Source organism: Cupriavidus sp. YR651 (genome assembly GCF_900101625.1).
Classification (GTDB): domain Bacteria; phylum Pseudomonadota; class Gammaproteobacteria; order Burkholderiales; family Burkholderiaceae; genus Cupriavidus.
This window is the reverse complement of sequence record NZ_FMYZ01000010.1, coordinates 128,004-149,022: the sequence shown is the minus strand read 5'-3', so window position 1 is coordinate 149,022 and position 21,019 is coordinate 128,004. Positions and strand designations below refer to the sequence as shown.

The following is a 21,019-nucleotide window of genomic DNA, read 5'->3' as shown; positions in this document are numbered from 1 at the left end:
GTGCGTCAGCCCGCCACGGCCAGTTCCGCGCAATGCTGGAACACGTCGACGGCGGGCGTCGTCGCGCGGCCCGACAGCGTGAAGGTCGAGATGGGCAGCAGCACGCCGGGAATGTCGAGCGGCAGGATGTGCGCCAGCCCGTGGGCCTCATAGGTGCGTGCCAGACGGCCGGTGACCACCGCCACGGCCTGCATCTCTTCCAGCAGCCCCAGCACCAGCCCCGCTGATACCGTTTCCACGTGGTGCGGCGGGCATTCCACCTTCATGCGCCGCAACGCGACCTCCAGGCTCTGCCGCAGCCGTGCCGTGCGCGGCGGGAGCACCCAGGGGAAATCCTTCAGGTCCGCCCACGCCACTTGCGCGCGCGCGGCAAGCACGTGTTGACGGCCCACCACCACGCGCAGGATTTCCTCGTAGAGGTGACGTTGCTCGACGTCCTGCGGCGTGGCCCGCTCCGATAGCGCGCCGAGCACCACATCGAGCCGCCCGGTGCGCAACTGCCCGACGAGGATATCCATCGGCGCTTCGTACACAGCGATGTTCAGCGTCGGCATGCGTGCCTTGGCCAGTGCGACGATGCGCGGCGCCAGTGACAGCGTGGTGCCCGGCATGGCGCCCACGGCGATCGTCGCCGATGCCCCCTGCCCCAGCGCCAGCAGTTCGTCACCGGCACGATCCAGTTCGTCGAGGATCGACTGCGCATAGCGAACAAAGCAAAGCCCGTGCGGCGTCGGCTCGATGCCGCGCGGCTGCCGCACGAACAAGGGGTATCCCAGTCCTTCCTCGACCTCCGCCAGCGCCTTCGATACCGCGGGCTGCGTGATGTTCATGGCGAGTGCCACGCGCGCCACCTGCCGGTATTCCTCCAGCGCTATTACCAGCCGGAGATGGCGCAGCTTCAGTCCGGTGCGAAGGAAACCAATCGCGTCCATAGATATAAATCCCGATAAAGCGCGTGTTTTGCGCGGATTCTGCCGACCAGCGGGCTGGCGCGGCGGCGAGATATTACCTTTTGGTTTTGTCAAAGGCACGAGTTTTCATTAGTCATGCGGGCGCGCGCTTTGCACAATGGCCTCACCCGCCGATGCATGGCGAGGACACGAAAACGAGGAGACAAAGATGGAATCCGTGCACGACAAGACCGTACCGCAGCCCGTGGACACTCCTGCCGCCTGGACCGCGGCGGACCTCGCCGCGAACGAGTCCCAATGGGTCATGTGGCTGACCGATGACGACGTCGCGCAACTGGACGCGGCGCTGGCCCATACCAAGTCGCTGGGCCTGGTGGTGCCTGCAATCGGCAAGGCCACGTTTCCGCTGGGACGCCTCGCCGTCAAGCTCGACGATCTGCGCCATCGCCTGGAACGCGGGCTGGGTGTCGTATTGCTGCGCGGCTTGCCGATGGACCGCTATTCGAAGATGGACGCGGGCACGATCTACTGGGGCATCGGCATGCATCTGGGGCGGGCCGTGGCGCAGAACGCGTTTGGCGATGTGCTCGGGCATGTCTGGGATCTCGGCAAGAACCCCAAGGACGACATGACCGCGCGCGGATACCAGTCGAGGCATCGGCTGCCGTTCCACACCGATGGCGCCGATGTGGTCGGGCTGCTTTGCCTGCGTACCGCGAAGGCCGGCGGCGTCAGCAGCATCGCCAGCTCCATGGCGATCCACAACGCCATGCAGCGCGCGCATCCGGACCTGCTCGCCCGCTTGTATCAGCCCTTTGCCTTCGATCGCCGTCACGAAGAGGCACCCGGGCAGGCGCCGTTCACGATGACGCAGGTGTTCTCCTGGCACGGCGGGCGGCTGTTCAACCGCTATGTCCGCAGCTTCATCAATACCGCGCAGCGCTTTCCGGAAGCACCGCGCCTGACGCCGGAAGACATCGCCGCGCTGGACCAGTTCGACGCATACACGCAAGACCCGCGTTTCCGCATCGACATGGAACTCGCGCCGGGCGACATGCAGTTCCTGAACAACTACGTGATCCTGCATTCGCGCACCAGCTACGAGGATTACGCCGAGCTGGATCGCAAGCGGCATCTGCTGCGGCTGTGGCTCTTTACGCCTGGGCTGACGGACGTGCCGGAGAGCTTCCGATTGCGCTACCTGCTGACCGAGACGTGGGCGAAACATCCTCGCCCGCCGATCTACGACGTCAACCAGATCATGGGCGTGACCACGCACTGATCGACACCCGCGCCGCGACATCGAGCGTCGATCGGCGCGCACCCATTCATGCAAAGCAAGGAAACTCCATCATGAAGTCACTGCAAGGAAAAACCGCCTGGATCACCGGCGGGTCCAGCGGCATCGGCCGCGCCTGCGCGCTCTCCCTGTGGGAGGCAGGCGCCACGGTGGTGGTCTCCGCGCGCAGCCAGCCCGCCATCGCGACGCTGGCCGCCGAGTGCGGGAACGAGCGGATCATCGCGCTGCCCCTTGACGTGGCGGACCGCGCGGCTGTGGAGGCAGCGGGCCGGCATCTGCAGGAGCGCGTCGGCGCGATCGATATTCTCGTCAACGCGGCCGGCATCAATGTGGTGAACCGCAGGATGGCGAAGCTCACGCCCGCCGACTGGGACCAGGTCATCGATATCAACCTGAACGGCGCGTTCTATTGCATGCACGCGGTATTGCCGGGCATGCGCGAGCAAGGCGAAGGCACCATCATCAATATCTCCTCGTGGGCCGGGCGCTTTGCGTCGTCGCTGACCGGCGCCGCCTATGGCGCCAGCAAGCACGCGATGGCCGCCATGACCATGTCGGTGGCGATGGAGGAATGCGCAAACGGGATTCGTGCCTGCGCGATCTATCCCGGCGAAACCGCGACGCCCATCCTCGTCAACCGGCCCGTGCCGCCCTCGGAGGAAGATCTCGCGCGCATGCTGCAGGCCGAAGACGTAGCCGCCGCGGTGGACTTCGTGATTGCGCTGCCCATGCGTGCCACGGTCAATGAACTGGTCATCAGCCCGACCTGGAATCGCGCCTTCCTTGGTTTCCAGCCGCCGCCGAAACGGACCTGAGGATGCGGCGCTCATGGCCGGGCGCTGCCCGGCAGTCACGCAACTCGCCCCTCGGGAGATGACAATGAACCGACGCGACTGGTTAGCCAGGGTGCTGCCCGCTGGCGGAATGTCGATATTGGCCGGCGCGTTGCCGGCCTGGGCGCAGACGTCACCAACGTGGCCCACCCAGCCCCTGCGCATGATCGTGCCCGGCGGCGCCGGCTCCGGCACCGACCTGATGGCGCGGCTGTTTGCCGATCCGCTGTCCAAGGCGCTGGGGCAACCGGTCATCGTGGACAACCGGCCCGGCGCCAACGGCCTCATCGGCAACGATCTGGCCGCGAAGGCCGCGCCCGACGGCACCACGATCCTCTTCAGCAACGCCTCGGCGGTCTCGGTCAATGCCGCCCTGCGCCGCACCCTACCCTACGACACGCTCAAGGATCTGACCCCGGTCATCCAGGTCAGTGCGGGCGGGGTTTTGCTGGTTGCCGCCGCCGGCGTGCCCGTGCGCGACTTCGGCGGATTCCTCGACTACGTGCGCGCCAATCCCGATATCGCCTACGGCACCTGGGGAGTGGGTTCCACCGGGCACCTGACGATGGAGACCATCGCCCATGACAGCCGGCTCCGGATGCGGCATATCCCGTACAAGACCATGGGGCAGTTGCTTACCGACCTGCAAGGGGGCGTGGTGAAGCTCGCCTTCGTCGATGCGCGCTCGCCGGTGGCGTTGATCCAGTCTGGCCGGCTGGTGCCCGTCGCCATGAGCGGCACGCACCGCGCGCCCCAGTTGCCGAACGTGAAGACGCTGAAGGAGCAAGGCTTCAGTTTCGATCTGGACGGATGGTATGGATTCTTCATGCCGCCACGCACACCGCCCGACATCGTCAGCCGCCTCAATCGCGAGATTGCGCGGATCATGCAGGCGCCCGCCTTGCAGTCGGCGTTTGCGCAGCAGGGATTGCTGTGGTCGGCCCCTAACTCGCCCGAGCAGTTTTCGCAGGTGATTCGCAACGACATCCGTGCGTGGAAGGAGGTCGTGGCCAAGGCCGGAATCACGCCCGAATGACACGGCATTGAATCCCTGCGCGACGCGTCCGGCGACGCGTTGTTTCAGCAAGGCCGCGGCAGAAATTGCCGCGGCTTTTTTTGTTGCCATCGCGCGTCAATGGGCTCGCTGCCGGCTGTTGGATGATGAGTTCGGGGTATTCACCATGTATGTCATATCGACAATTCGGTGTGACGTACGGATAAACGCAATTTGCCGAACACTTCAGAATGGCGCATGCGCATCGTGCGCATCAGAACGATTATTCGGGAGACAAAGTGAAAAGATCCATTCTGGCGTCGGCGGTGCTGATCGCCGCATCGGCGCACGCCCAATCGAGTGTGACGTTGTACGGGGTTGTCGACGTGCCGATCGAGTACGTCAACCATATGGCACGCGGCGCACCAACCGTGAATCCCACCACGGGCGCGATCACGCAGCAACCAGGCGGCAGCCGTGTCGCGCTCTCCGGCGGCGGCGGCCTGTCCGGCTCGCGTTGGGGCCTGCGCGGCGTGGAAGACCTGGGTGGCGGCTTGCAGGCGCTGTTCGTGCTGGAAAGCGGCTTCACGCTGGACGATGGCAAGTCGTCGCAAGGCGGCCGGCTGTTTGGACGCCAGGCCTACCTCGGCCTGCAGGATGCGCGCTTCGGCAAGCTGACGTTCGGTCGCCAGTACACGACGATGTTCGACCTGTTTGCGAACTTCTCGCCGACCGGCTACGCGACGCTGTATGAACCGGTGGTGGCGCAGCTGGGCACGAACTTCCGCTCGGACAACACCGCGAAGTATTCGGCCAAGCTCGGCGATGTCACGGCGGAAGCGCACTGGTCCTTCGGTACCGGCGTGGGCGCCATCGGCACCACGCCGCTGGCCGGTGGCGGCGCGGGAGAGACGCCGGGCAACTTCCGCGACAACGCCGGCTACGGTGCCGGCGTGGCCTACAACGGCGGTCCATTTGGCATGGCCATCGCCTATGACCAGTGGAATCCCGCCGTGACGGTCGGCAATCAAGGGACCGCCAGGAAGGCGGGCGCCGCGGCCAGCTACGCGTTTGGCCCGGCCAAGCTGATGGCGGGTTACCGCTGGGGCCAGACCAAGGACGCCGCGGGCAACACGCTGCTGCGTGACGACTACTACTGGATCGGCGCCAACTACCAGGTGACCCCGGCGCTGGGCCTGACGGCGGCGTACTACTACGACAACCTGAAGACGCTTCGCCTCAGCGCCGCGCAGGCGAACACCAACTTGCCGAACCCGTGGCAGGCATCGTTCATTGCCGACTACAACTTCTCCAAGCGCACCGACGTGTACCTGACCGTGGCCTACTCCAAGAATTCCGGCCTGAACTTCGACACCTCGGCCATCAGCTTTGCCAACGGCTATTTCCTGTCGCAAGGCAACAGCAATCAGTTCGGGGCAGCGCTGGGTATTCGCCACAAGTTCTGATCGCAGCGGCGGCACGTAGCCGCAGCGGCGGCACGTAGCCGCCGGGCAGGCCGATCCTTGCCGCGGGACATCGATCGTGCCTGCCGCCAACCGTAGTCCTCTTGAGCGCTCTCGGTATGCGAGCGCTCTTTTTTTGGGCTCTTTCTTGATGGAATCGCCAGCAGCCGACTCTGCCTGTAGCGATCTCTACAGCATTGCAGCGGTCGTTCACGACCGCCTATGCTGCCGTCAGGATTCCCAAGAGCCTTCGCTCGTTTCGAGACGGCGGCTCAGCAATAGGACGGAGGTGCCAGGACATGCCCAAGTCAATTTCCCCGAGTGAGCTTGCCGCGACGATGGAAGGTCCGGTCGCCGTGCAGTTGATCGATGTGCGACGCCCGGAGGCTTTCGAGGCCAGTGCCAGAATCCTGATCGGCGCCCACTGGCACGATCCCGCCGACATCGAACGCTGGATCACGGCCATCGACGCCTCCCGACCTGTCGTCGTCTATTGCGTCCGAGGCCATCAGGTAGGCCAGGACTGCGCCACGCGGCTGGAGAACGCGGGACATACGGTCACGTATCTCGAGGGTGGTATCGAACAGTGGGTCGCGGATGGTCACCCCACGGCCAGCAAACCATCACGGAGCGAATGATGAAATGGATGACGCGCGAGCGCCCTGCGGCCTTACCCGGAAATCGGCGATAAACCTTTCATCTGTTCATGTCCGACCTCGGCAAGCGCGGTGCTCGTGCCTGAAACGCCACCGCGGGCTACGCGGCGGCGTTCTCGCGCGCATGTGAGCGCGGTTCTTCCTTGCTCAGGGTGAAAGCAATTGGACGCCATAGGCCACTCACTGCGCCTGACGACGCATTTTGCCGCGCCCTATCGCATCCGGGACGCCGTCGCACGCCTACTCTGTACTTACGCGCGGGGCCATTTCGGCTCGCGCGAGGCAACCCATCTGCGAAAGGACAAGAATCATGCGCTCCCTACTGAGACAGGTGTCAGCCGCTGTGGCTGGTGCGGCATTCTGCGTGACGGCCTTCGCCCAGACTGCATCGGATGCCGGTCGCCCCCCCGCACTTCTTCCGGTCGAATCGGAACCGGCGCCAAAGCTGATCCCGTATCCGCCGCTGCCTGAACCGCTGGCCCGTGGCGTCGTCATCGTGCAGTTCCGGACCGAGAATTTCCGCATCATGCCGGTGTTCGGCAAGACCGCCGTCGAGCTATCGCCGCGTGTCGGGCACCTTCACGTGACCGTCGATAACACGCCGGGCACCTGGGCCCATACCAGCGAGGATCCCATCATCGTGGTGGGGCTGACGCCGGGTGCACATAAGCTTCGGCTCGAACTCGCCGATCCGAACCACAAGATCCTCGGCACCGAGACGGTTTCCGTCAACGTGCCAGATCTGAAGGCTTCACAACCGCACAAGCATTGATCCTCATTGATCCTTTTTGTACGCGTCTGTATCCCGCGCCGGCGTCGACACACTTCACGACAAGACCGGGCTGGCCGCCATACAGACGCGATACCACCTTCGCCTTAAATACGTTCCTTGGTGCTTTCGATGCGCGGCGGCGAGCCGTCATCCGGCGATCCCCCTCGGGCCTGCGCCGGCGGGATTGCTGCATGTACAACACATTGGCTGACATGACTTCAGATACCTGGAAGAGCAAGGGCGACAAGGTGGGCGGCGAGATCCTGCGAAACTGCCTGTTCACCCGAACCCGGCAGATCTCCCGGGTCCTGACCACCGTTTACGATCAGGCGCTGCGGCCATTTGGCATCAACGCGCCGCAGTTCACGCTGCTCGTGCTCGTGCACGAGTTGGGTCCGATCAGTCGCGCGGACCTTGGGCGCCGGAATCATCATGACCGCTCGACGCTGACACGCAACCTGCAGCCGCTGCTGGCCCAGGGATGGCTCGCCGAAGGCACGCCGGAGCAGGATGGCCGTACACGCCCGCTTTCCGTCACCGCGCAAGGCAAGACACTGCTCCGCCGCGCCGCACCAGCATGGTCGACCGCGCAAGCCGAAGCCAGGGCCCTGATGGGCAAGGCGGGCGCCGACGCCATCATGGACATCGCCAGCGAGCTGCCGAAGCGTTCGCGCCACTAGCATCGCGGCCTGCCCGGCCTTGTTCCGTTTGCCGACGCCAAATGCTTCACGCGGTGCACGTCACTTTCTGGTTTGCAAATGATCGTTGCAAGACTAGATTGACTATCGGGCTGCCGTTCGCCGCATTCCGCGCAAACAGGGGAAAACAATGACAGACGATATCGATCGGCCCCGCCGAGACTTCCTGGGCACTGCTGCCCTGACGCTGGCCGCCGCGCAGTTCGGCGCGCTGACTCCCGCCATGGCCCAGACCGGCCAGGCGAAAACCACGCCGCTGCCCGCCACGACACCAGGTACGCATACGGCCTTCCCGGCGATCCGGCAAATCAACGCGGGCCTGCTCAATGTCGGCTATGCCGAGGCGGGCCCCGCTGAAGGCCCCGCAGTCGTCATGCTGCATGGCTGGCCTTACGACATTCACAGCTTTGTCGATGTTGCGCCGCTGGTGGCATCGCGCGGCTATCGCGTGATTGTTCCGTATCTGCGCGGTTATGGCTCGACCCGTTTCCTGTCGAACGATACCTTGCGCAATGGTCAACCGGCGGCCGTGGCGCAGGACATCGTCGCGCTGATGGACGCGCTGCGTATCCAGAAAGCCGTCCTCGCGGGCTTCGACTGGGGCGCGCGCACGGTCGACATCATTGCCGCGCTGTGGCCGGAGCGCTGCAACGGGCTCGTCGCGGTGAGCGGCTACCTGATCGGCAATCAGGCTGCGGGCAAGCTGCCGTTGCCGCCCGCAGCCGAGCTGGAGTGGTGGTATCAGTTCTACCTGGCGACGGACCGTGGGCGCGATGGCTACCAGAAATACACGCACGACTTCACGCGGCTGATCTGGCAGCAGGCGTCACCACGATGGAAGTTCGACGACGCGACCTTCGAACGCAGTGCCGCCGCGTTCCGGAATCCCGATCACGTGGCCGTTAGCGTACACAACTATCGCTGGCGACTCGGCCTTGCCGAAGGCGAAGCCAAATACGACGACGTCGAGAAACGGCTGGCGACGGGGCCCACCATCGGCGTGCCTACGATCACCATGGAAGGCGACGCCAACGGCGCGCCACATCCTCCGCCCGGCGCCTACCGCAGCAAGTTCACTGGCAAGTATGAGCATCGGGACCTGACGGGTGGCATCGGCCACAACCTTCCACAGGAAGCGCCAACGGCGTTCGCTCAGGCGGTGCTCGACGTGACCAGGCTTTGAGCGCGCAGTCGGGAAGGTGATGAGGAGATGAGGCGATGAGTGGAGCTTCGGAGTCCGGAAACGCAACGCACGGCAAGCCCTCGGCGGGCATCGATGACGGCGGCGTGGCCGACAACGACATCGATGAAGATCCCAGTGTGCGCGATCATCCTCGCCGCGCACAGATGTTCCCAGTGCTTACCGGGGACGAGATCCAGCGCGCCTCCCGCTTCGGCAGCCCATGCCATTACGCGAAGGGCGAATCCCTGTACCGCGTGGGGAGCCTCTGCCCGGGCGTGTTCGTGATCCTGTCCGGCAGCGTGCGGATTGTGGCCCCCGAAGGACTGAGCGCAAAGCGCGTCATCCACACTTACAGGCAGCGCGGAGAGTTCACGTCGGATATCACCCAGTTGTCGAACAAGCCGGCGGTGGTCGATGCGCATGTCATCGAGGATGTGGACGCCTTGCTGATCCGCCCCGACGAGCTGAGCGCCATGATGGTCAGCGAGGCGGATCTGGGCGAGAAGATCATGCGAGCCCTGATCCTGCGGCGAACCCTGGCGATGGAGCGTGGACGCGGCGTCGTCATCGTCGGGGCCACCGGCGATGCCCGGTTCGTCGCGCTGCAGAATTTCCTGCGCCGCAACGCGTTTCCGAGCATGGCCATCGATGCGGAGCACGACGCCGACGCGATTGCGCTCCTGCAACGGCTGACGCCGCAGCCCGACGACCTGCCACTGGTCGTCTGCCCGAACGGCGCCGTGCTGTACAACCCCGACGTGGAGCAGCTCGCGTCCTGCCTGGGACTGACCCCCGACTTCGATCCCGCGAAAATGTATGACGTGGCGATTATCGGTGCCGGCCCGGCGGGGCTTGCGGCGGCCGTCTACGCCGCGTCCGATGGCCTGTCCGTTGCGGTATTCGACTGTCGCGCCCCCGGCGGCCAGGCCGGCACCAGCGCGCGCATCGAGAACTACCTGGGGTTTCCCACCGGCATTACGGGACAGGAGCTGGCGAACCGCGCGTTCATCCAGGCGCAGAAGTTCGGCGCCCATATCGGCATTCCGTGCGAGGTCACGGCGCTGCACTGCGATACCTATCCACGCGTTGCCGAACTGTCCGGCAATCGTCGGATCACCGCGCGTACCGTCGTCATCGCCAGCGGCGCCGAGTATCGACGCCCCGACGTCGCGGATCTGGAGCGTTTCGAGCGCTGCGGCGTCTACTACTGGGCAACGCCGATCGAGGCCCGGCTGTGCCGCAAGCAGCCGGTGCTGCTGCTCGGCGGCGGCAATTCGGCGGGACAGGCCGTCGTATTTCTGGCATCGCACGCCGAGCACGTACACATGTTCATTCGCGGCGCCAGCCTTGCCGGCAGCATGTCGCACTACCTGATCGAACGGATCAACGCGCTTGCCAATGTGACGCTGCATACGCGGGTCGAAGTCACCGCGCTCGAAGGCGGCCAGCGCCTGGAGCGCGTGCATTATCGTGGCGCGGGTGGTATCGAGGGGAGCATGACGACACATCATCTGTTCGTCTTTATCGGCGCCCAGCCGAATACCTCGTGGCTGCAGCAATGCAGCGTGGCGCGCGATGCAAACGGATTCGTGCTGACCGGCGTCGATCTCGGGGACGCCTTTGTGCCAACGCTCCCCTCCCAGACCAGCGTCGAGGGCGTTTTCGCGATTGGCGACGTGCGTTCAGGATCGACGAAACGCGTGGCCTCGGCCGTCGGCGAAGGCGCGGGCGTCGTGGCGCAGATCCATCATCTCCTTTCCCTTGCGGGCTCCGGGAGTCAGGCGCGCGGCTGAACCCGCTCTATTTCCGGCTTCATTTCCGCGCAGCGATCCTCAGCGCGAGGTCAGCAGCCGGTATCCCGCCACGCCAAAGGCCACGGCCAGGCAGCCGTCCAGCCAACGACGCAGTGACAGGTAGAGCCGCCGTGCGACCGCCGTCGAAAACAGCAGCGCATAGCCGCCAAACACGCAGAACGCAATCGACAGGCACCCGGCAACCACGGTCAGCATATGGGCCGAGCCGCCGCCAGCTGGCGACGCCAGCGCCACGACGGAGATCCAAACCAGGATCGTCTTGGGATTGGTGAATTGCAGCAGCGCGCCGCGCAGGTAGAGCCGTCTGTTCGATAGCTCTGCGGCGGATGGCGCATGGTTGCCGAACGCCGGCTTCAGCGCTGCCCGGCCGGACTTGAATGCCAGCCAGAGCAGATACAGCCCACCCAGGACTTTCGCCACGCTGAGGAAGCCGGACCAGGCCACCAGTGCGGCGGACAAGCCAAGCGTGGCCAGCGAGGCCCAGAAGACCGACCCCGACAGCACGCCGCCGGCGAACACCAGCGCGGCCCTGCGGCCCGACGTCGTGGCGATCGACATGATGGCAAGGTTGCTGGGGCCGGGACTGGCGGCGCCGATGAAGTAAGCGGACCAGGCGATGAGCAGATTGGTGGTCAGGAAGGAAGCCATCATTTCGGCACCTCGGCGATGAGGAAGGATGGGAGCAGTTTGCGCAATCCATCGCCGTTTGAACCGGTCCAGTTAAGAGGAAATCCGCTGTGCCAGTTTCGATGCGGCCTGCGTCGGAGCTGGCCGCCGAGGCTTCTTGAAGCCGCTTAGGGCCTACCTGGGCGCCCGGCGTGCCCTATCTTCGGGCGCCCAGTCGCGCGATCAGGCTGGCATGGGCGGGATGGGCCGATGTCAGCGCTGCCGGATCGGCCAGTTCGAATTCACTGAACTCGAACCCCGGCGCCACGGTGCAGCCTGCCAGCGAGAAGCCGCTGTCGCCGCCCGCGCGTTCGGCCGCAAACCAGCATCCCGCCGGCACCACTGCCTGGTACGTGGTGCCGCGCGCCACCAGCGGATTGCCCAGGTGATGCGTCAGCAGCGTGCCGTCCGCATGCAGCACATGCACGTCGAGCGGATCGCCGGCGTAGAAATGCCAGCCTTCGTCCGAGCGGATGCGGTGCCACGCGGAAAACGCGTCGTCGCACAGGAGGTAGTAGATCGCCGTTGAGGCGCTCAGCTCGGCGCCGTCGGCTTGACGCACCACCCGCGCGGCATCGCGGTAGGTCTCGCGATAGAAACCGCCTTCGGGATGCGGTGTCAGCCCGAGTTCCCGGATCAGGCGGTGACGCGGGCTGGATGGCTGGATGGTCATCATGCTTCCTTGTGGCTACTTCAGCTCAAACTGGATCGGCTGAATCGCCGTAAACGATGTTGGCACGCCCTGAATCTCCAGCACCTTGCATCGCATGCCGCGCACGGCGCGCTCGGCCTCGCGATCCAGGGCCTCGACGCGGGACGAGCGCACCACGGCGGTCGTCTCCAGGGCGCCTTGCTTGTCCACCCAGAATGCCACGTCGACGCGGCCGCTCTGCTGGCTGCGGCGGGCCGAAGCCGGATAGCGCACCGGCAGCGGTGGCGTGCATCCCGCTTCCGCCAGCGTAGCGCTTCGACGCTCCGATAGCGGGCCCACGGGCAAGGCCATGCAACGCGCAAGCGTCCGTTCCTCGAAATCACCAATCGCGGTTACCAGTGCCGGGAGGGACGGGACGATGGTCAGCTTGGTGCCGACGGTGCTGTCCGCAAAGGCCCGCAGGGTATCCAGGTCGGTCTGGCTGAGTGGCGCGACGTTCGGCGCGGCGGCCCTTGCCTGCCACGGACCGCGCACCCAGCGGAATTTCTCGCCGGTAGGGCTGCCGATGAAGGTGGTGACCGTCGCGATCTCCTCCGCAGTCAGGTTCTGCATGGCGACGGGGGCAAGCGCGGCGCCGACTGACGCATGGCTCACGGTTGCAAGGCAGTGGAACAGGCCCGGCCGGTAGGGCCCGCCTTCCGTCGCGTCACGCGCCTTGCGCAGCAAATCCTCCTGCACGCGGGTGGCGTACAGGCTTTCCACCATGGCCGTGACGGCAAGTGGGCCGGATATCGGCACTTCGGGCTGCGGCCCGTCCGCATGGGCTGCGATGCTTGCCAGCGCGCAGACCGCGATCCACCATCGTTTCACCACGAGGACCCCTTTCTTGTTGTTGGCGTGGCGCACACGTGTGCGGGCGATCCGCTTCCAGGGTTGTGTGCGAGCGGCATTTTCGCTCAATCCGCAGCATCCTGGCACCAAAAAGGCGGCTCCAGATCACAAATCGTCCTGGCCTGTCGTACGGGAAGCCATTTCCCTGTCAGCGCGTTGCAGGAATTGCCAAGACAGCCCTGCCCGCTCGCGATACCCTTCCGCACAGTTTCCGCTACGCTGGCTGCTTTACGGCCGTTGCATCATGTCACGCCCCCTCCCCGCCTGGCTGCCCGGCCTGGCCTTCGTCCTGATCTGGTCCACCGGCTTTATCGTCGGCAAGGCGGTCGTGCCCGTCGCCGATACCAACCGGTTCCTGCTGGCGCGCTTCGGGCTGGCGGCGGTGATGTTCGGCGTCGCCGCCATGGCCGGTGGTGCCAGGTGGCCGGCGCTGCGCGAAGTGCCACGCCATCTGATCGCCGGCGCGCTGATGCAGGGGATCTACCTGTGTGCCGGTTACGGCGCGGTGGCACACGGGCTTTCCCCGTCGGTGATGGCGCTGCTGGGCGCGCTGCAGCCGTTGCTGACGGCGCTGCTTGCCATTCCGCTGCTGAAGGAGCTGCCGTCCCCGCGCACGTGGCGCGGGCTGGCACTGGGCGCTTTCGGCGTGGGCCTGGTGGTGGTGCCGGCGATGCGGGCCGGCGCGCCGAATGCTGTGTCGCCGTGGATTGTGCTGATTGGCGTGCTGGCCATTCTTTCCATCACCATGGGAACCTTGTTGCAGAAGACCTCGATTTCGAGAGCAGACATTCGCACCAGCTCGGCCTGGCAGAACACCGGCGCGATGCTGGTGGCCGGCATCCTGGTTTGTGCAACGGGCGATGTCGACACATTGCGTTGGACCCCTGGCCTGACGCTGTGGGCATCGCTTGGCTGGGCGGCGTTTGTGCTGTCCGGTGCGGGCACATGGCTGTTGCTGGGCCTGGTGCGTCGCGGACAGGCCGCCAATGCCGCGGCGCTGATGTTCCTGGCGCCGCCTCTTGCGGCCGTGCAGGCTGCACTGCTGTTCGGCGACCATCTGGGCCCGGTCCAGTGGATCGGCATGGCGGTGGCCGGCGCGGGCGTCTGGCTGTGCCAGACACAAGGCAGACTTCGCCATGCCCCGGCGCGCTGATCACGCCGCCCCGCTGGTTGACCTGCGGCGCTACCAGCCGTGGCCGCTCGGCCATGCGCACGACTACCATCAGTTGCTGTTTGGCGTGGATGGCGCCATCGAACTGGAAATCGACGGTCACGCCTATCGCGTGGATGGCGGGCACGGACTGGTGGTGCCCGCTGGCGACCATCACGTTTGCGTCGGTCTGCGCGCCAACCTTCAGGTAGTAGCGGACTTCCCCGCAGGCTCGGTCGCGTTGCCCGGCCGGCTGATGGCGCGTCCGCGCACGTTTGCGATTGAAGGCGCGTTCGCCAGCCGCGTGCGGTCGCTGGCGGCGGCACGTCCGGAACCGCCCGGCGCCCCGCCGCAGCGCGCATGGCAACATGCCGCGGCATTGGCCGGAGATCTGGCGACCACGCTCGGCCTGGAATCCGCATCGCACGAGGCGGCACGCTTCCCCGTCATGGCCATCGATGCCTGCCTGCGGGCCAATCTGGCCGCGCCCCTGCGGAGCGACCAGCTGGCCGCGCATTTCGGCTGGGGCGCGCGGCGCTTCCATACTCTCTTCTGCGAAGCGTTCGGCGACACGCCGCATGGCTACCAGACCCGCCTGCGGCTGGATCAGGCCGTGCAGTGGCTGATGGCTGGCACGATGCCACTGGCCGAGATTGCCTTTGCCGTGGGCTATCCGGACCAGACCACGTTCACGCGCGCATTTGCGCGCCGCTTCGGCATGCCGCCCGGGGCGTGGCGAGCCGCTGCCGTCGCGCCGCCTGCGTGACGGCCACGACGCCTCGCGCCGGCGATTCCTCGTGACATGTCCCGGGGACGGCATGGAAGAATTTACAAGGGCAATTTACAAAGGCTGGTGGCAAGGCTCGTAGCAACGGCAACTCCATCGCACCGGTCGCCGTAACGCGTACGTCGGGTATGCACGCGGCGATGCGGTGGCGAACCGCATTGCCGCAACCGGTACGGAAATTGCGCCGGCTCCGGCGTGATCGCCACCCCGAGCCCCTCAATCCTGCAACCCGGCGCCAACTGCTGGCGGGTAGAGCCCTGCCAACGCTTTGCGATGCTGGTGGATGCGGACGCCTATTTTTCGGCGCTGCGGCAATCGTTGATCCGCGCGGAGCACAGCGTGTTCATCCTCGGCTGGGACATCGACAGCCGGATGCAACTTGCTCCGGGTGCTCCTGATGCTCCTGATGACGGCCTGCCCGCCGGATTGCGCGATTTCCTGAATGCCCTGTGTCGTCGCCGGCGCGGGCTGCACGTCTACGTGCTGAGTTGGGACTTCGCGATGGTGTTTGCCCTCGAACGCGAATGGCTGCCGGCGGCGAGGACGCACTGGCAAACGCACCATCGCCTGTCGTTCCAGCTCGACGGCAACCACCCGGCCGGCGCATCGCATCACCAGAAGGTCGTGGTGATCGATCACCAGGTGGCCTTTGTCGGCGGACTGGACCTTACGATCCGACGCTGGGATACCCACCATCACCTGGCCGACGATCCCCGTCGCGTGGATCCGGACGGCAAGCCCTATCCGCCTTTCCACGACGTGCAGTGCATGGTCGATGGTCCGGCGGCAGGCGCACTGGGTGAACTGGCCGCGGCGCGCTGGCTACGTGCCACGGGTCGCCATCCGCGCGAGCCGGTGGCACCCGCGGGAGACGCCTGGCCGGACACCGTACAACCCGATCTCACCGATGTCCGCCTCGGCATCAGCCGCACCGCGCCCGCCTGCGACGACGAGCCGGCCGTCAGTGAAGTCCGTGCGCTCTACGAGGACGCCATTGGCGCGGCGCGCGATGACATCTATCTGGAGAACCAGTACTTCAGCTCCGGCCTGATCGCCGATGCCTTGGCCGAACGTCTGCGCGAGCCCGATGGGCCGGATATCGCGCTGGTATCGCGCCGCACGGAAAGCGGCTGGCTCGAGGAAGCCAGCATGGGCGTGCTGCGCGCACGGCTCTGCCGGCAACTGCGCGAGGCCGACGCGCACGGGCGGTTCCAGCTCTACTGCCCGCACGTGCCGGATCTCGGCGACGCCTGCGTCAATGTGCACAGCAAGGTCATGGTGGTCGACGACCGCCTGCTGACCATCGGATCGGCCAACCTGAGCAACCGCTCGTTCGGCCTCGATACCGAATGCAACCTCGTGATCGAGTGCCGTGGCGAAGCGCGGATCGCATCGGCGATACGCGCCATGCGGGGTCGGCTACTGAGCGAGCATCTGGCCGTGACGCCCGGCGAACTGGACGCGGCCCTGGCCCGCGGCGACGGCCTGCATGCGGCCATCGCCACGCTGCACCGTGGGGGCGGCCGCACGCTTGAGCGCTTCTTGCCGACGGTTCCCGATGAAGTGGATGCCGCCTTGCCGGACGCCGCTCTGCTGGACCCGATCGAACCCATCGACCGCGATGAGGTCATCGCCGAGTTCGTCAGCCATGAAGCCCGCCCGCGTGTAGCGGGCCGCGTGGCGATGGTGGTGGTGCTGGTCGTCGTGCTCGCCGGGCTGGCCTTTGCATGGCGCTATACGCCGCTGCGCGAATGGGCGGACTTCAGGCACCTGCTGGCGTTGGTGCACCGCGTGGATGACATGCCGCTGGCGCCGGTGGCCATGATGGCGGCGTATGTCGTGGGCGGGTTGGTGATGGTGCCCGTGACCGTGCTGATCGTGGTGACGGTGGTGGTGTTCGGGCCGCTTTACGGCGGCGTGCTGGCCTTGTGCGGCACCGTGCTGAGCACGGCGGCCGGCCACACTGCGGGCCGATTGCTCGGACGCAACGCGGTGCGCCGCTTTGGCGGACGCCGGCTGAACCGGCTGAGCCAGCAGGTGGGGCAGCATGGCTTGCTGGCGATGGTGGTCCTGCGGCTGGTTCCGGTGGCGCCGTTCACGCTGGTGAATCTGGTGGTGGGCGCATCGCGCATCAGCTTGCGCGACTGCCTGCTCGGCACGGCGATTGGCATGACGCCGGGCATCGTCATCTCCGCGTCGCTGGTGGACCGCATCGCCGCCGTCGCGCGCAATCCCGGGGCGCTCACCTTCGCGCTGCTGGCGCTGGTGCTGCTGGTGCCTGCCACCGTGCTGTGGGTGTTGCGCCGACGCCGGCGACGCCATGCCCACACCTCGAATCGGCACGGCCACGGCGATGCACCACCATCACGGTCCGGCGCCTGCGCGCGCACGCCGTCACGCGAGGGTGCCGCGTGAACGCCCCGGCGCCGCCACGGACGGCGGAACTTCACGCCGACATCGCGGTGGCCAGCTACAACATCCACGGCGGCATCGGCACGGATGGCCGTTTCGTACCCAATCGCATCGGGGACGTACTGCGAGAGCTCGGCGCGGACCTCATCGCCCTGCAGGAGGTGGAAACCCGGGCGACGGGGTTCGACATGCTCCGTTTTCTGGCCGGCCACAGTGGTCTGCTTGCCATCCCGGGTCCTACGCTGGCGCGGGCCGACGGTGACTATGGCAATGCGTTGCTGACACGCTACCGGCCCCTGCTCGTCCGCCATATCGACCTGAGCGTCAAGGGTCGCGAGCCGCGCGGCGCCATCGACACGCTACTGGCGTGCGACGCGATCGGGCACGGCACCTTTGCCTTGCGCGTGATCGCCACACACCTGGGCCTGCGTCCCAGCGAACGCCGCTGGCAAGTGCGCAGGCTGTTGACCGCGCTGGCCGAGGCGCCCGCGCAACCGACGATCCTGCTGGGGGACGTTAACGAGTGGTTCCTGTGGGGCCGTCCCCTGCGCTGGCTGCATGCGTATTTCGAACGCACGCCGCATGTCTCGACATTTCCATCGCGACGGCCGCTGCTGGCACTCGACCGGATCTGGACCTCGCCGCGCGCGCATCTGGTCTCGGTGTCGAGCCATCGCAGCCCGCTGGCACGCCGGGCATCGGACCATTTGCCCCTGCTGGCGCAACTGCGGCTGACAGCACCCGCAGGCCTCGCCGAAGCCGGCGTGATGGCGCTGCCGCAGCATCGCTGAAGCGCTGCATCGCGCTCGGATCAGGGTCGCACGATGGCCGCGTTGTAGCCGCAACACGTGCGCCTGCAGAACGCGCACGCCGCGCGTATGATCCCGCGTACTCAAACAACACAAGGGAGATATTCGATGAGCAAGACTGCAATGCGCGGCGTGACGCCATGGATCGTCGCGGCGGCACTGGGATGGGGCATGGCGCAGGCCCAGACCTCGACCCCGGGCCAGGGCCCGACCCAGGCCGCGACGTCCGCATCGGCCCTCCAGCCGAAGGACGGCGAAGCAGTGGTACGCGATTTCCGCTTCCAGGATGGTCAGACGTTGCCGACCCTGAAGCTGCACTACACGACGCTGGGCACCCCCACGCGCGGTGCCGACGGCAAGGTCAACAACGCCGTGCTGCTGCTCCACGGCACCACGGGTACGGGCCGCGCGTTCCTGACGCCGCTGATGCAGAAGGAGCTGTTCGCACCGGGGCAGCCGCTGGACGCGTCGCGCTACTACATCATCATGCCGGACGGTATTGGCCGCGGCGGCTCGAGCAAACCCAGCGATGGCCTGCGCGCCGGCTTTCCGCGCTATGGCTATAACGACGTCGTGGAAGGCCACTATCGCCTGCTGACGGAGGGGCTGAAGGTGGATCACCTGCGGCTGGTGCTCGGCACGTCGATGGGTGGCATGCAGACGTGGATCTGGGGAGAGCGCCACCCCGAGATGATGGATGCGCTGATGCCGATCGCCAGCCAGCCCGTGGCGATGTCCGGCCGAAACTGGCTGTGGCGTCGCACGCTGATCGAAGCGATCCGCAATGACCCCGAATGGAACGGTGGCAACTACACGCGGCAGCCTGCGCGCTGGACCAATACCGTGCCGCTCTTCGCGCTGATGACGCAGAGCGCAGCCACCTTGCAGCGCGCCGCGCCCACGCGCGATCAGGTCAACCAGTATTTCGACAAGGCCGTATCGGACAGCCGGGCCCTGGATGCGAACGACTACCTCTACTGGTTCGAGTCGTCGTGGGACTACAACCCGGAGCCCGACCTCGGCAAGATCCGCGCCCCGCTCTTTGCGGTCAACTTTGCGGATGACATGATCAACGCCGTGGATCTTGGCGTCATGCAGCGTACGGTGCCGAAGGTGCCCCAAGGCAAGTTTGTGGAGATGCCGGAAAGCGAGCACACCTTCGGCCACCAGACGCTTGCGCATCCGGAAATCTGGAAGGGCTACCTGGTGCAACTGATGCAGGAGTTGCCTGCGCAGAAGTAAAGGCAGGCGCATTGCACTGCAACGCGCCGAGGATGCGGCGCCGCGCCAGACGTGGCCGCCACGCCTTGGCGCAGGGCCGCAATACGGGTATTTCGCTAGGCTGCCGCGCTAGATCGGCCCACGCTTGCTACCTATACTGACTTGCACACAGTGCACGCTCAAAAAGAGTGGTTGCGTGGGCCCAACAATAGCGGGCAGGTGAAGGCGGTTCCCGGGAGGACGCTGCCGACGGGTCATGTCGATACAACCTGCCCATGAACAGGAAAGTGGAGATGGGCATGCCCAGCGAACAATTCCTTGCCACCCAGGAAACCCGCCGTTCCGGCCTGCGCGCCTTGCGCGCGGCCTTGCTCCAGGTGCACAAGGAAGTCATCGGCTACGACCGCGGCCAATACGAGCGGCTTCATGGCCCGATCCCCGCGGGGCAATTCGTGCAACTGGTCACCGAGGAAACCTTCTTCCGGTGGCTGGACCCGTTATCGCGTCTGATTATCGAGATCGACGAAGAGCTCGAGGGCGATGAGCATCACGACGACACCTGCCGCGCCGTGGCCGGTGCCGCGCAGAAACTATTCAGCGAACGCGGCGACGAAGCCTTCCGCAAGCGCTACCAGGAGGCGCTGCAGGATGAGTCATCGGTTATCGTCGCGCACGGTCGGCTGATGTCCGTCATCGGTCAGTTACGGCAGTTGCCATAGGCGGCCTGCCGACGCGCATCCCGGCGATTTAGTACCTCGACGGCCAGAGCGCCTTAACGCCTGGCCGGGTCGCCATCGGGCGCGCTGCGCGGATTAGGATCCACGGCGATCGGATCGCTGGCCGGAAATGTCTCACGCAAGGCTTCGTCCAACTCATCTTCGACCATGTCGTCGCGTGATGGAGGGGGCTTGCCGGTCTGAGGCTTTGCGGCCGGTTTCCGAGATGGGCTGGACTTGGTCATGTCGCAAGACTCCTCTGTGGACGGCAGCAGCAGGCTTTGATGGTAGTGCGGCCGGGGCCCGCTTGCCAGGCGGATCCATCGCCTAGCGGCGCCCGCCGCGTCCACCACCACGGCTGCCACCATAGCTGCCTTGTCCGCCGCCGTGCCAGCCGCCGTAGCCGTGATAGCCACCGTACCCTCTGTATCCACCGTAGCCGCCGTAGCCGCCGTAGCCACGATAGCCCCGGTATCCGCGATAGCCGCCGTAGTAGCCACGATAACCGTAGTAGCCGCGGTAGCCGCCATACCCGCCGCGATACCAGACACTGCCGTAGAACCCGCCGTAGACCGGCCAGCCACCGTAGTAATACGGATAGCCGCCGTAGTAGTACCCGGAATAGGCCGGATAGCTGCCGCCGTAGTAGCTGGAGTAGCTGGAATCGCCCGCGTAGCCGTTGTAGTACGTGCCGTAATAGCCCAGCGGGTAGCCGTCGGCGTAGCCATAGCCATAGGCGTCGTAACCCGGGTACGCCACGCATCCGCCCAGAGTCAAAGTGGCTCCGGCGATCCCCCCCAATACCCATCTGCGGGCGCGTCCCATCGTGGTCTCCTCGACTGCGACGATATCTGCAAGGTCTGACTCAATGTTAGACAGGAATCGTGCCCGGAAGTCCGATTCCGGATGCGAACCGGCGCGACTCCCTGCTCAGAGTAATTAGATGATTTCCGATTTTCGGATCAGATTCGTCTCAATACACTTGGCGTCGCTCGTGCAATGCGGGTAACCCGATGGGCACCAAGGTCAACCCCTCCCTGGTGTTCTACTCTTCGATGCTGCGTGGTCCCCGCCACGCGGCATTTTTTTAT

General features: G+C 65.9%; 21 protein-coding genes. 15 read left to right on the top strand and 6 right to left on the bottom strand.

Annotated elements, in window-relative coordinates; translation table 11 throughout:
* Positions 1-5: 5 nt before the first annotated feature.
* Positions 6-932, bottom strand: a complete 927-nt coding sequence (locus BLR29_RS23975; protein ID WP_092140298.1) for a LysR substrate-binding domain-containing protein — start codon at positions 930-932, stop codon at positions 6-8.
* Positions 933-1,119: 187 nt separating this feature from the next.
* On the opposite strand from BLR29_RS23975, the gene BLR29_RS23970 reads away from it, so the two are divergent.
* The 9 genes from BLR29_RS23970 (at position 1,120) to BLR29_RS23930 (ending at position 10,603) form a co-directional block, all read left to right on the top strand.
* Positions 1,120-2,193: a TauD/TfdA family dioxygenase gene (locus BLR29_RS23970; RefSeq protein ID WP_092140297.1), complete on the top strand. Its 1,074-nt coding sequence runs from the start codon at positions 1,120-1,122 to the stop codon at positions 2,191-2,193.
* A 71-nt stretch (positions 2,194-2,264) separates the two neighbouring features.
* Entirely contained in the window at positions 2,265-3,026 is a 762-nt protein-coding gene (locus BLR29_RS23965; RefSeq protein ID WP_092140296.1) for an SDR family oxidoreductase, read from the top strand.
* Between the two features lie 64 nt (positions 3,027-3,090).
* Positions 3,091-4,080, top strand: coding sequence for a Bug family tripartite tricarboxylate transporter substrate binding protein (locus tag BLR29_RS23960; RefSeq protein ID WP_176861042.1), 990 nt, complete (start codon positions 3,091-3,093; stop codon positions 4,078-4,080).
* A 257-nt stretch (positions 4,081-4,337) separates the two neighbouring features.
* Complete coding sequence (locus tag BLR29_RS23955; protein ID WP_092140403.1) at positions 4,338-5,504, top strand: porin; 1,167 nt, start codon at positions 4,338-4,340, stop codon at positions 5,502-5,504.
* Between the two features lie 296 nt (positions 5,505-5,800).
* Positions 5,801-6,139, top strand: a complete 339-nt coding sequence (chrE, locus tag BLR29_RS23950) for a rhodanese family chromate resistance protein ChrE (RefSeq protein ID WP_092140294.1) — start codon at positions 5,801-5,803, stop codon at positions 6,137-6,139.
* A gap of 328 nt (positions 6,140-6,467) precedes the next feature.
* On the top strand, positions 6,468-6,929 hold the full coding sequence (locus BLR29_RS23945; protein WP_092140290.1) for a DUF6130 family protein: 462 nt from the start codon (positions 6,468-6,470) through the stop codon (positions 6,927-6,929).
* A 191-nt stretch (positions 6,930-7,120) separates the two neighbouring features.
* The gene (locus BLR29_RS23940; RefSeq protein WP_255371403.1) at positions 7,121-7,609 is read left to right on the top strand and encodes a MarR family winged helix-turn-helix transcriptional regulator; all 489 of its coding nucleotides are present in this window, start codon (positions 7,121-7,123) and stop codon (positions 7,607-7,609) included.
* Positions 7,610-7,757: 148 nt separating this feature from the next.
* The gene (locus tag BLR29_RS23935) at positions 7,758-8,810 is read left to right on the top strand and encodes an alpha/beta fold hydrolase (RefSeq protein ID WP_092140285.1); all 1,053 of its coding nucleotides are present in this window, start codon (positions 7,758-7,760) and stop codon (positions 8,808-8,810) included.
* A gap of 35 nt (positions 8,811-8,845) precedes the next feature.
* A complete protein-coding gene (locus BLR29_RS23930) occupies positions 8,846-10,603 on the top strand; it encodes an FAD-dependent oxidoreductase (protein ID WP_092140284.1) in 1,758 nt (585 codons plus the stop codon).
* 39 nt (positions 10,604-10,642) lie between these two features.
* Here the strand turns inward: BLR29_RS23930 and BLR29_RS23925 are convergent, their stop codons facing one another.
* From BLR29_RS23925 to BLR29_RS23915, 3 genes are all read right to left on the bottom strand, one after another.
* On the bottom strand, positions 10,643-11,275 hold the full coding sequence (locus tag BLR29_RS23925) for a LysE family translocator (protein WP_255371402.1): 633 nt from the start codon (positions 11,273-11,275) through the stop codon (positions 10,643-10,645).
* 172 nt (positions 11,276-11,447) lie between these two features.
* Positions 11,448-11,963, bottom strand: a complete 516-nt coding sequence (locus tag BLR29_RS23920; RefSeq protein WP_092140283.1) for a cupin domain-containing protein — start codon at positions 11,961-11,963, stop codon at positions 11,448-11,450.
* A gap of 15 nt (positions 11,964-11,978) precedes the next feature.
* Positions 11,979-12,902: an energy transducer TonB gene (locus tag BLR29_RS23915; RefSeq protein WP_143018509.1), complete on the bottom strand. Its 924-nt coding sequence runs from the start codon at positions 12,900-12,902 to the stop codon at positions 11,979-11,981.
* 175 nt (positions 12,903-13,077) lie between these two features.
* Here BLR29_RS23915 and BLR29_RS23910 point away from each other — a divergent pair, with 175 nt between their 5' ends.
* The 6 genes from BLR29_RS23910 to BLR29_RS23885 all read left to right on the top strand — a co-directional run bounded on the left by BLR29_RS23910 (position 13,078) and on the right by BLR29_RS23885 (position 19,931).
* Positions 13,078-13,986, top strand: coding sequence for a DMT family transporter (locus BLR29_RS23910; protein WP_092140280.1), 909 nt, complete (start codon positions 13,078-13,080; stop codon positions 13,984-13,986).
* Positions 13,970-14,749: a helix-turn-helix transcriptional regulator gene (locus BLR29_RS23905; RefSeq protein WP_092140279.1), complete on the top strand. Its 780-nt coding sequence runs from the start codon at positions 13,970-13,972 to the stop codon at positions 14,747-14,749. The genes BLR29_RS23910 and BLR29_RS23905 overlap by 17 nt, the downstream gene beginning before the upstream one ends.
* A gap of 216 nt (positions 14,750-14,965) precedes the next feature.
* Positions 14,966-17,185 (top strand): VTT domain-containing protein, encoded by a 2,220-nt coding sequence (locus BLR29_RS23900; protein ID WP_255371401.1) that lies wholly within the window; start codon positions 14,966-14,968, stop codon positions 17,183-17,185.
* Entirely contained in the window at positions 17,182-17,973 is a 792-nt protein-coding gene (locus BLR29_RS23895) for an endonuclease/exonuclease/phosphatase family protein (protein ID WP_255371400.1), read from the top strand. The genes BLR29_RS23900 and BLR29_RS23895 overlap by 4 nt, the downstream gene beginning before the upstream one ends.
* 126 nt (positions 17,974-18,099) lie before the next feature.
* Complete coding sequence (locus tag BLR29_RS23890) at positions 18,100-19,233, top strand: alpha/beta fold hydrolase (RefSeq protein WP_255371399.1); 1,134 nt, start codon at positions 18,100-18,102, stop codon at positions 19,231-19,233.
* 272 nt (positions 19,234-19,505) lie between these two features.
* On the top strand, positions 19,506-19,931 hold the full coding sequence (locus tag BLR29_RS23885) for a hypothetical protein (RefSeq protein ID WP_092140277.1): 426 nt from the start codon (positions 19,506-19,508) through the stop codon (positions 19,929-19,931).
* Between the two features lie 53 nt (positions 19,932-19,984).
* Here the strand turns inward: BLR29_RS23885 and BLR29_RS23880 are convergent, their stop codons facing one another.
* Together BLR29_RS23880 and BLR29_RS23875 are read right to left on the bottom strand one after the other, a co-directional pair.
* Complete coding sequence (locus BLR29_RS23880) at positions 19,985-20,173, bottom strand: hypothetical protein (RefSeq protein ID WP_092140276.1); 189 nt, start codon at positions 20,171-20,173, stop codon at positions 19,985-19,987.
* Positions 20,174-20,255: 82 nt separating this feature from the next.
* Complete coding sequence (locus BLR29_RS23875; RefSeq protein ID WP_255371398.1) at positions 20,256-20,705, bottom strand: hypothetical protein; 450 nt, start codon at positions 20,703-20,705, stop codon at positions 20,256-20,258.
* Between the last annotated feature and the right edge of the window lie 314 nt (positions 20,706-21,019).

Bases quoted from the DNA above. Each gene is read 5' to 3' on its own strand.
- BLR29_RS23975 (WP_092140298.1), bottom strand. From the start codon at position 932: ATGGACGCGATTGGTTTCCTTCGCACCGGACTGAAGCTGCGCCATCTC.
- BLR29_RS23970 (WP_092140297.1), top strand. From the start codon at position 1,120: ATGGAATCCGTGCACGACAAGACCGTACCGCAGCCCGTGGACACTCCT.
- BLR29_RS23965 (WP_092140296.1), top strand. From the start codon at position 2,265: ATGAAGTCACTGCAAGGAAAAACCGCCTGGATCACCGGCGGGTCCAGC.
- BLR29_RS23960 (WP_176861042.1), top strand. From the start codon at position 3,091: ATGAACCGACGCGACTGGTTAGCCAGGGTGCTGCCCGCTGGCGGAATG.
- chrE (WP_092140294.1), top strand. From the start codon at position 5,801: ATGCCCAAGTCAATTTCCCCGAGTGAGCTTGCCGCGACGATGGAAGGT.
- BLR29_RS23945 (WP_092140290.1), top strand. From the start codon at position 6,468: ATGCGCTCCCTACTGAGACAGGTGTCAGCCGCTGTGGCTGGTGCGGCA.
- BLR29_RS23940 (WP_255371403.1), top strand. From the start codon at position 7,121: ATGTACAACACATTGGCTGACATGACTTCAGATACCTGGAAGAGCAAG.
- BLR29_RS23935 (WP_092140285.1), top strand. From the start codon at position 7,758: ATGACAGACGATATCGATCGGCCCCGCCGAGACTTCCTGGGCACTGCT.
- BLR29_RS23930 (WP_092140284.1), top strand. From the start codon at position 8,846: ATGAGTGGAGCTTCGGAGTCCGGAAACGCAACGCACGGCAAGCCCTCG.
- BLR29_RS23925 (WP_255371402.1), bottom strand. From the start codon at position 11,275: ATGATGGCTTCCTTCCTGACCACCAATCTGCTCATCGCCTGGTCCGCT.
- BLR29_RS23920 (WP_092140283.1), bottom strand. From the start codon at position 11,963: ATGACCATCCAGCCATCCAGCCCGCGTCACCGCCTGATCCGGGAACTC.
- BLR29_RS23910 (WP_092140280.1), top strand. From the start codon at position 13,078: ATGTCACGCCCCCTCCCCGCCTGGCTGCCCGGCCTGGCCTTCGTCCTG.
- BLR29_RS23905 (WP_092140279.1), top strand. From the start codon at position 13,970: ATGCCCCGGCGCGCTGATCACGCCGCCCCGCTGGTTGACCTGCGGCGC.
- BLR29_RS23890 (WP_255371399.1), top strand. From the start codon at position 18,100: ATGAGCAAGACTGCAATGCGCGGCGTGACGCCATGGATCGTCGCGGCG.
- BLR29_RS23885 (WP_092140277.1), top strand. From the start codon at position 19,506: ATGGGCATGCCCAGCGAACAATTCCTTGCCACCCAGGAAACCCGCCGT.
- BLR29_RS23880 (WP_092140276.1), bottom strand. From the start codon at position 20,173: ATGACCAAGTCCAGCCCATCTCGGAAACCGGCCGCAAAGCCTCAGACC.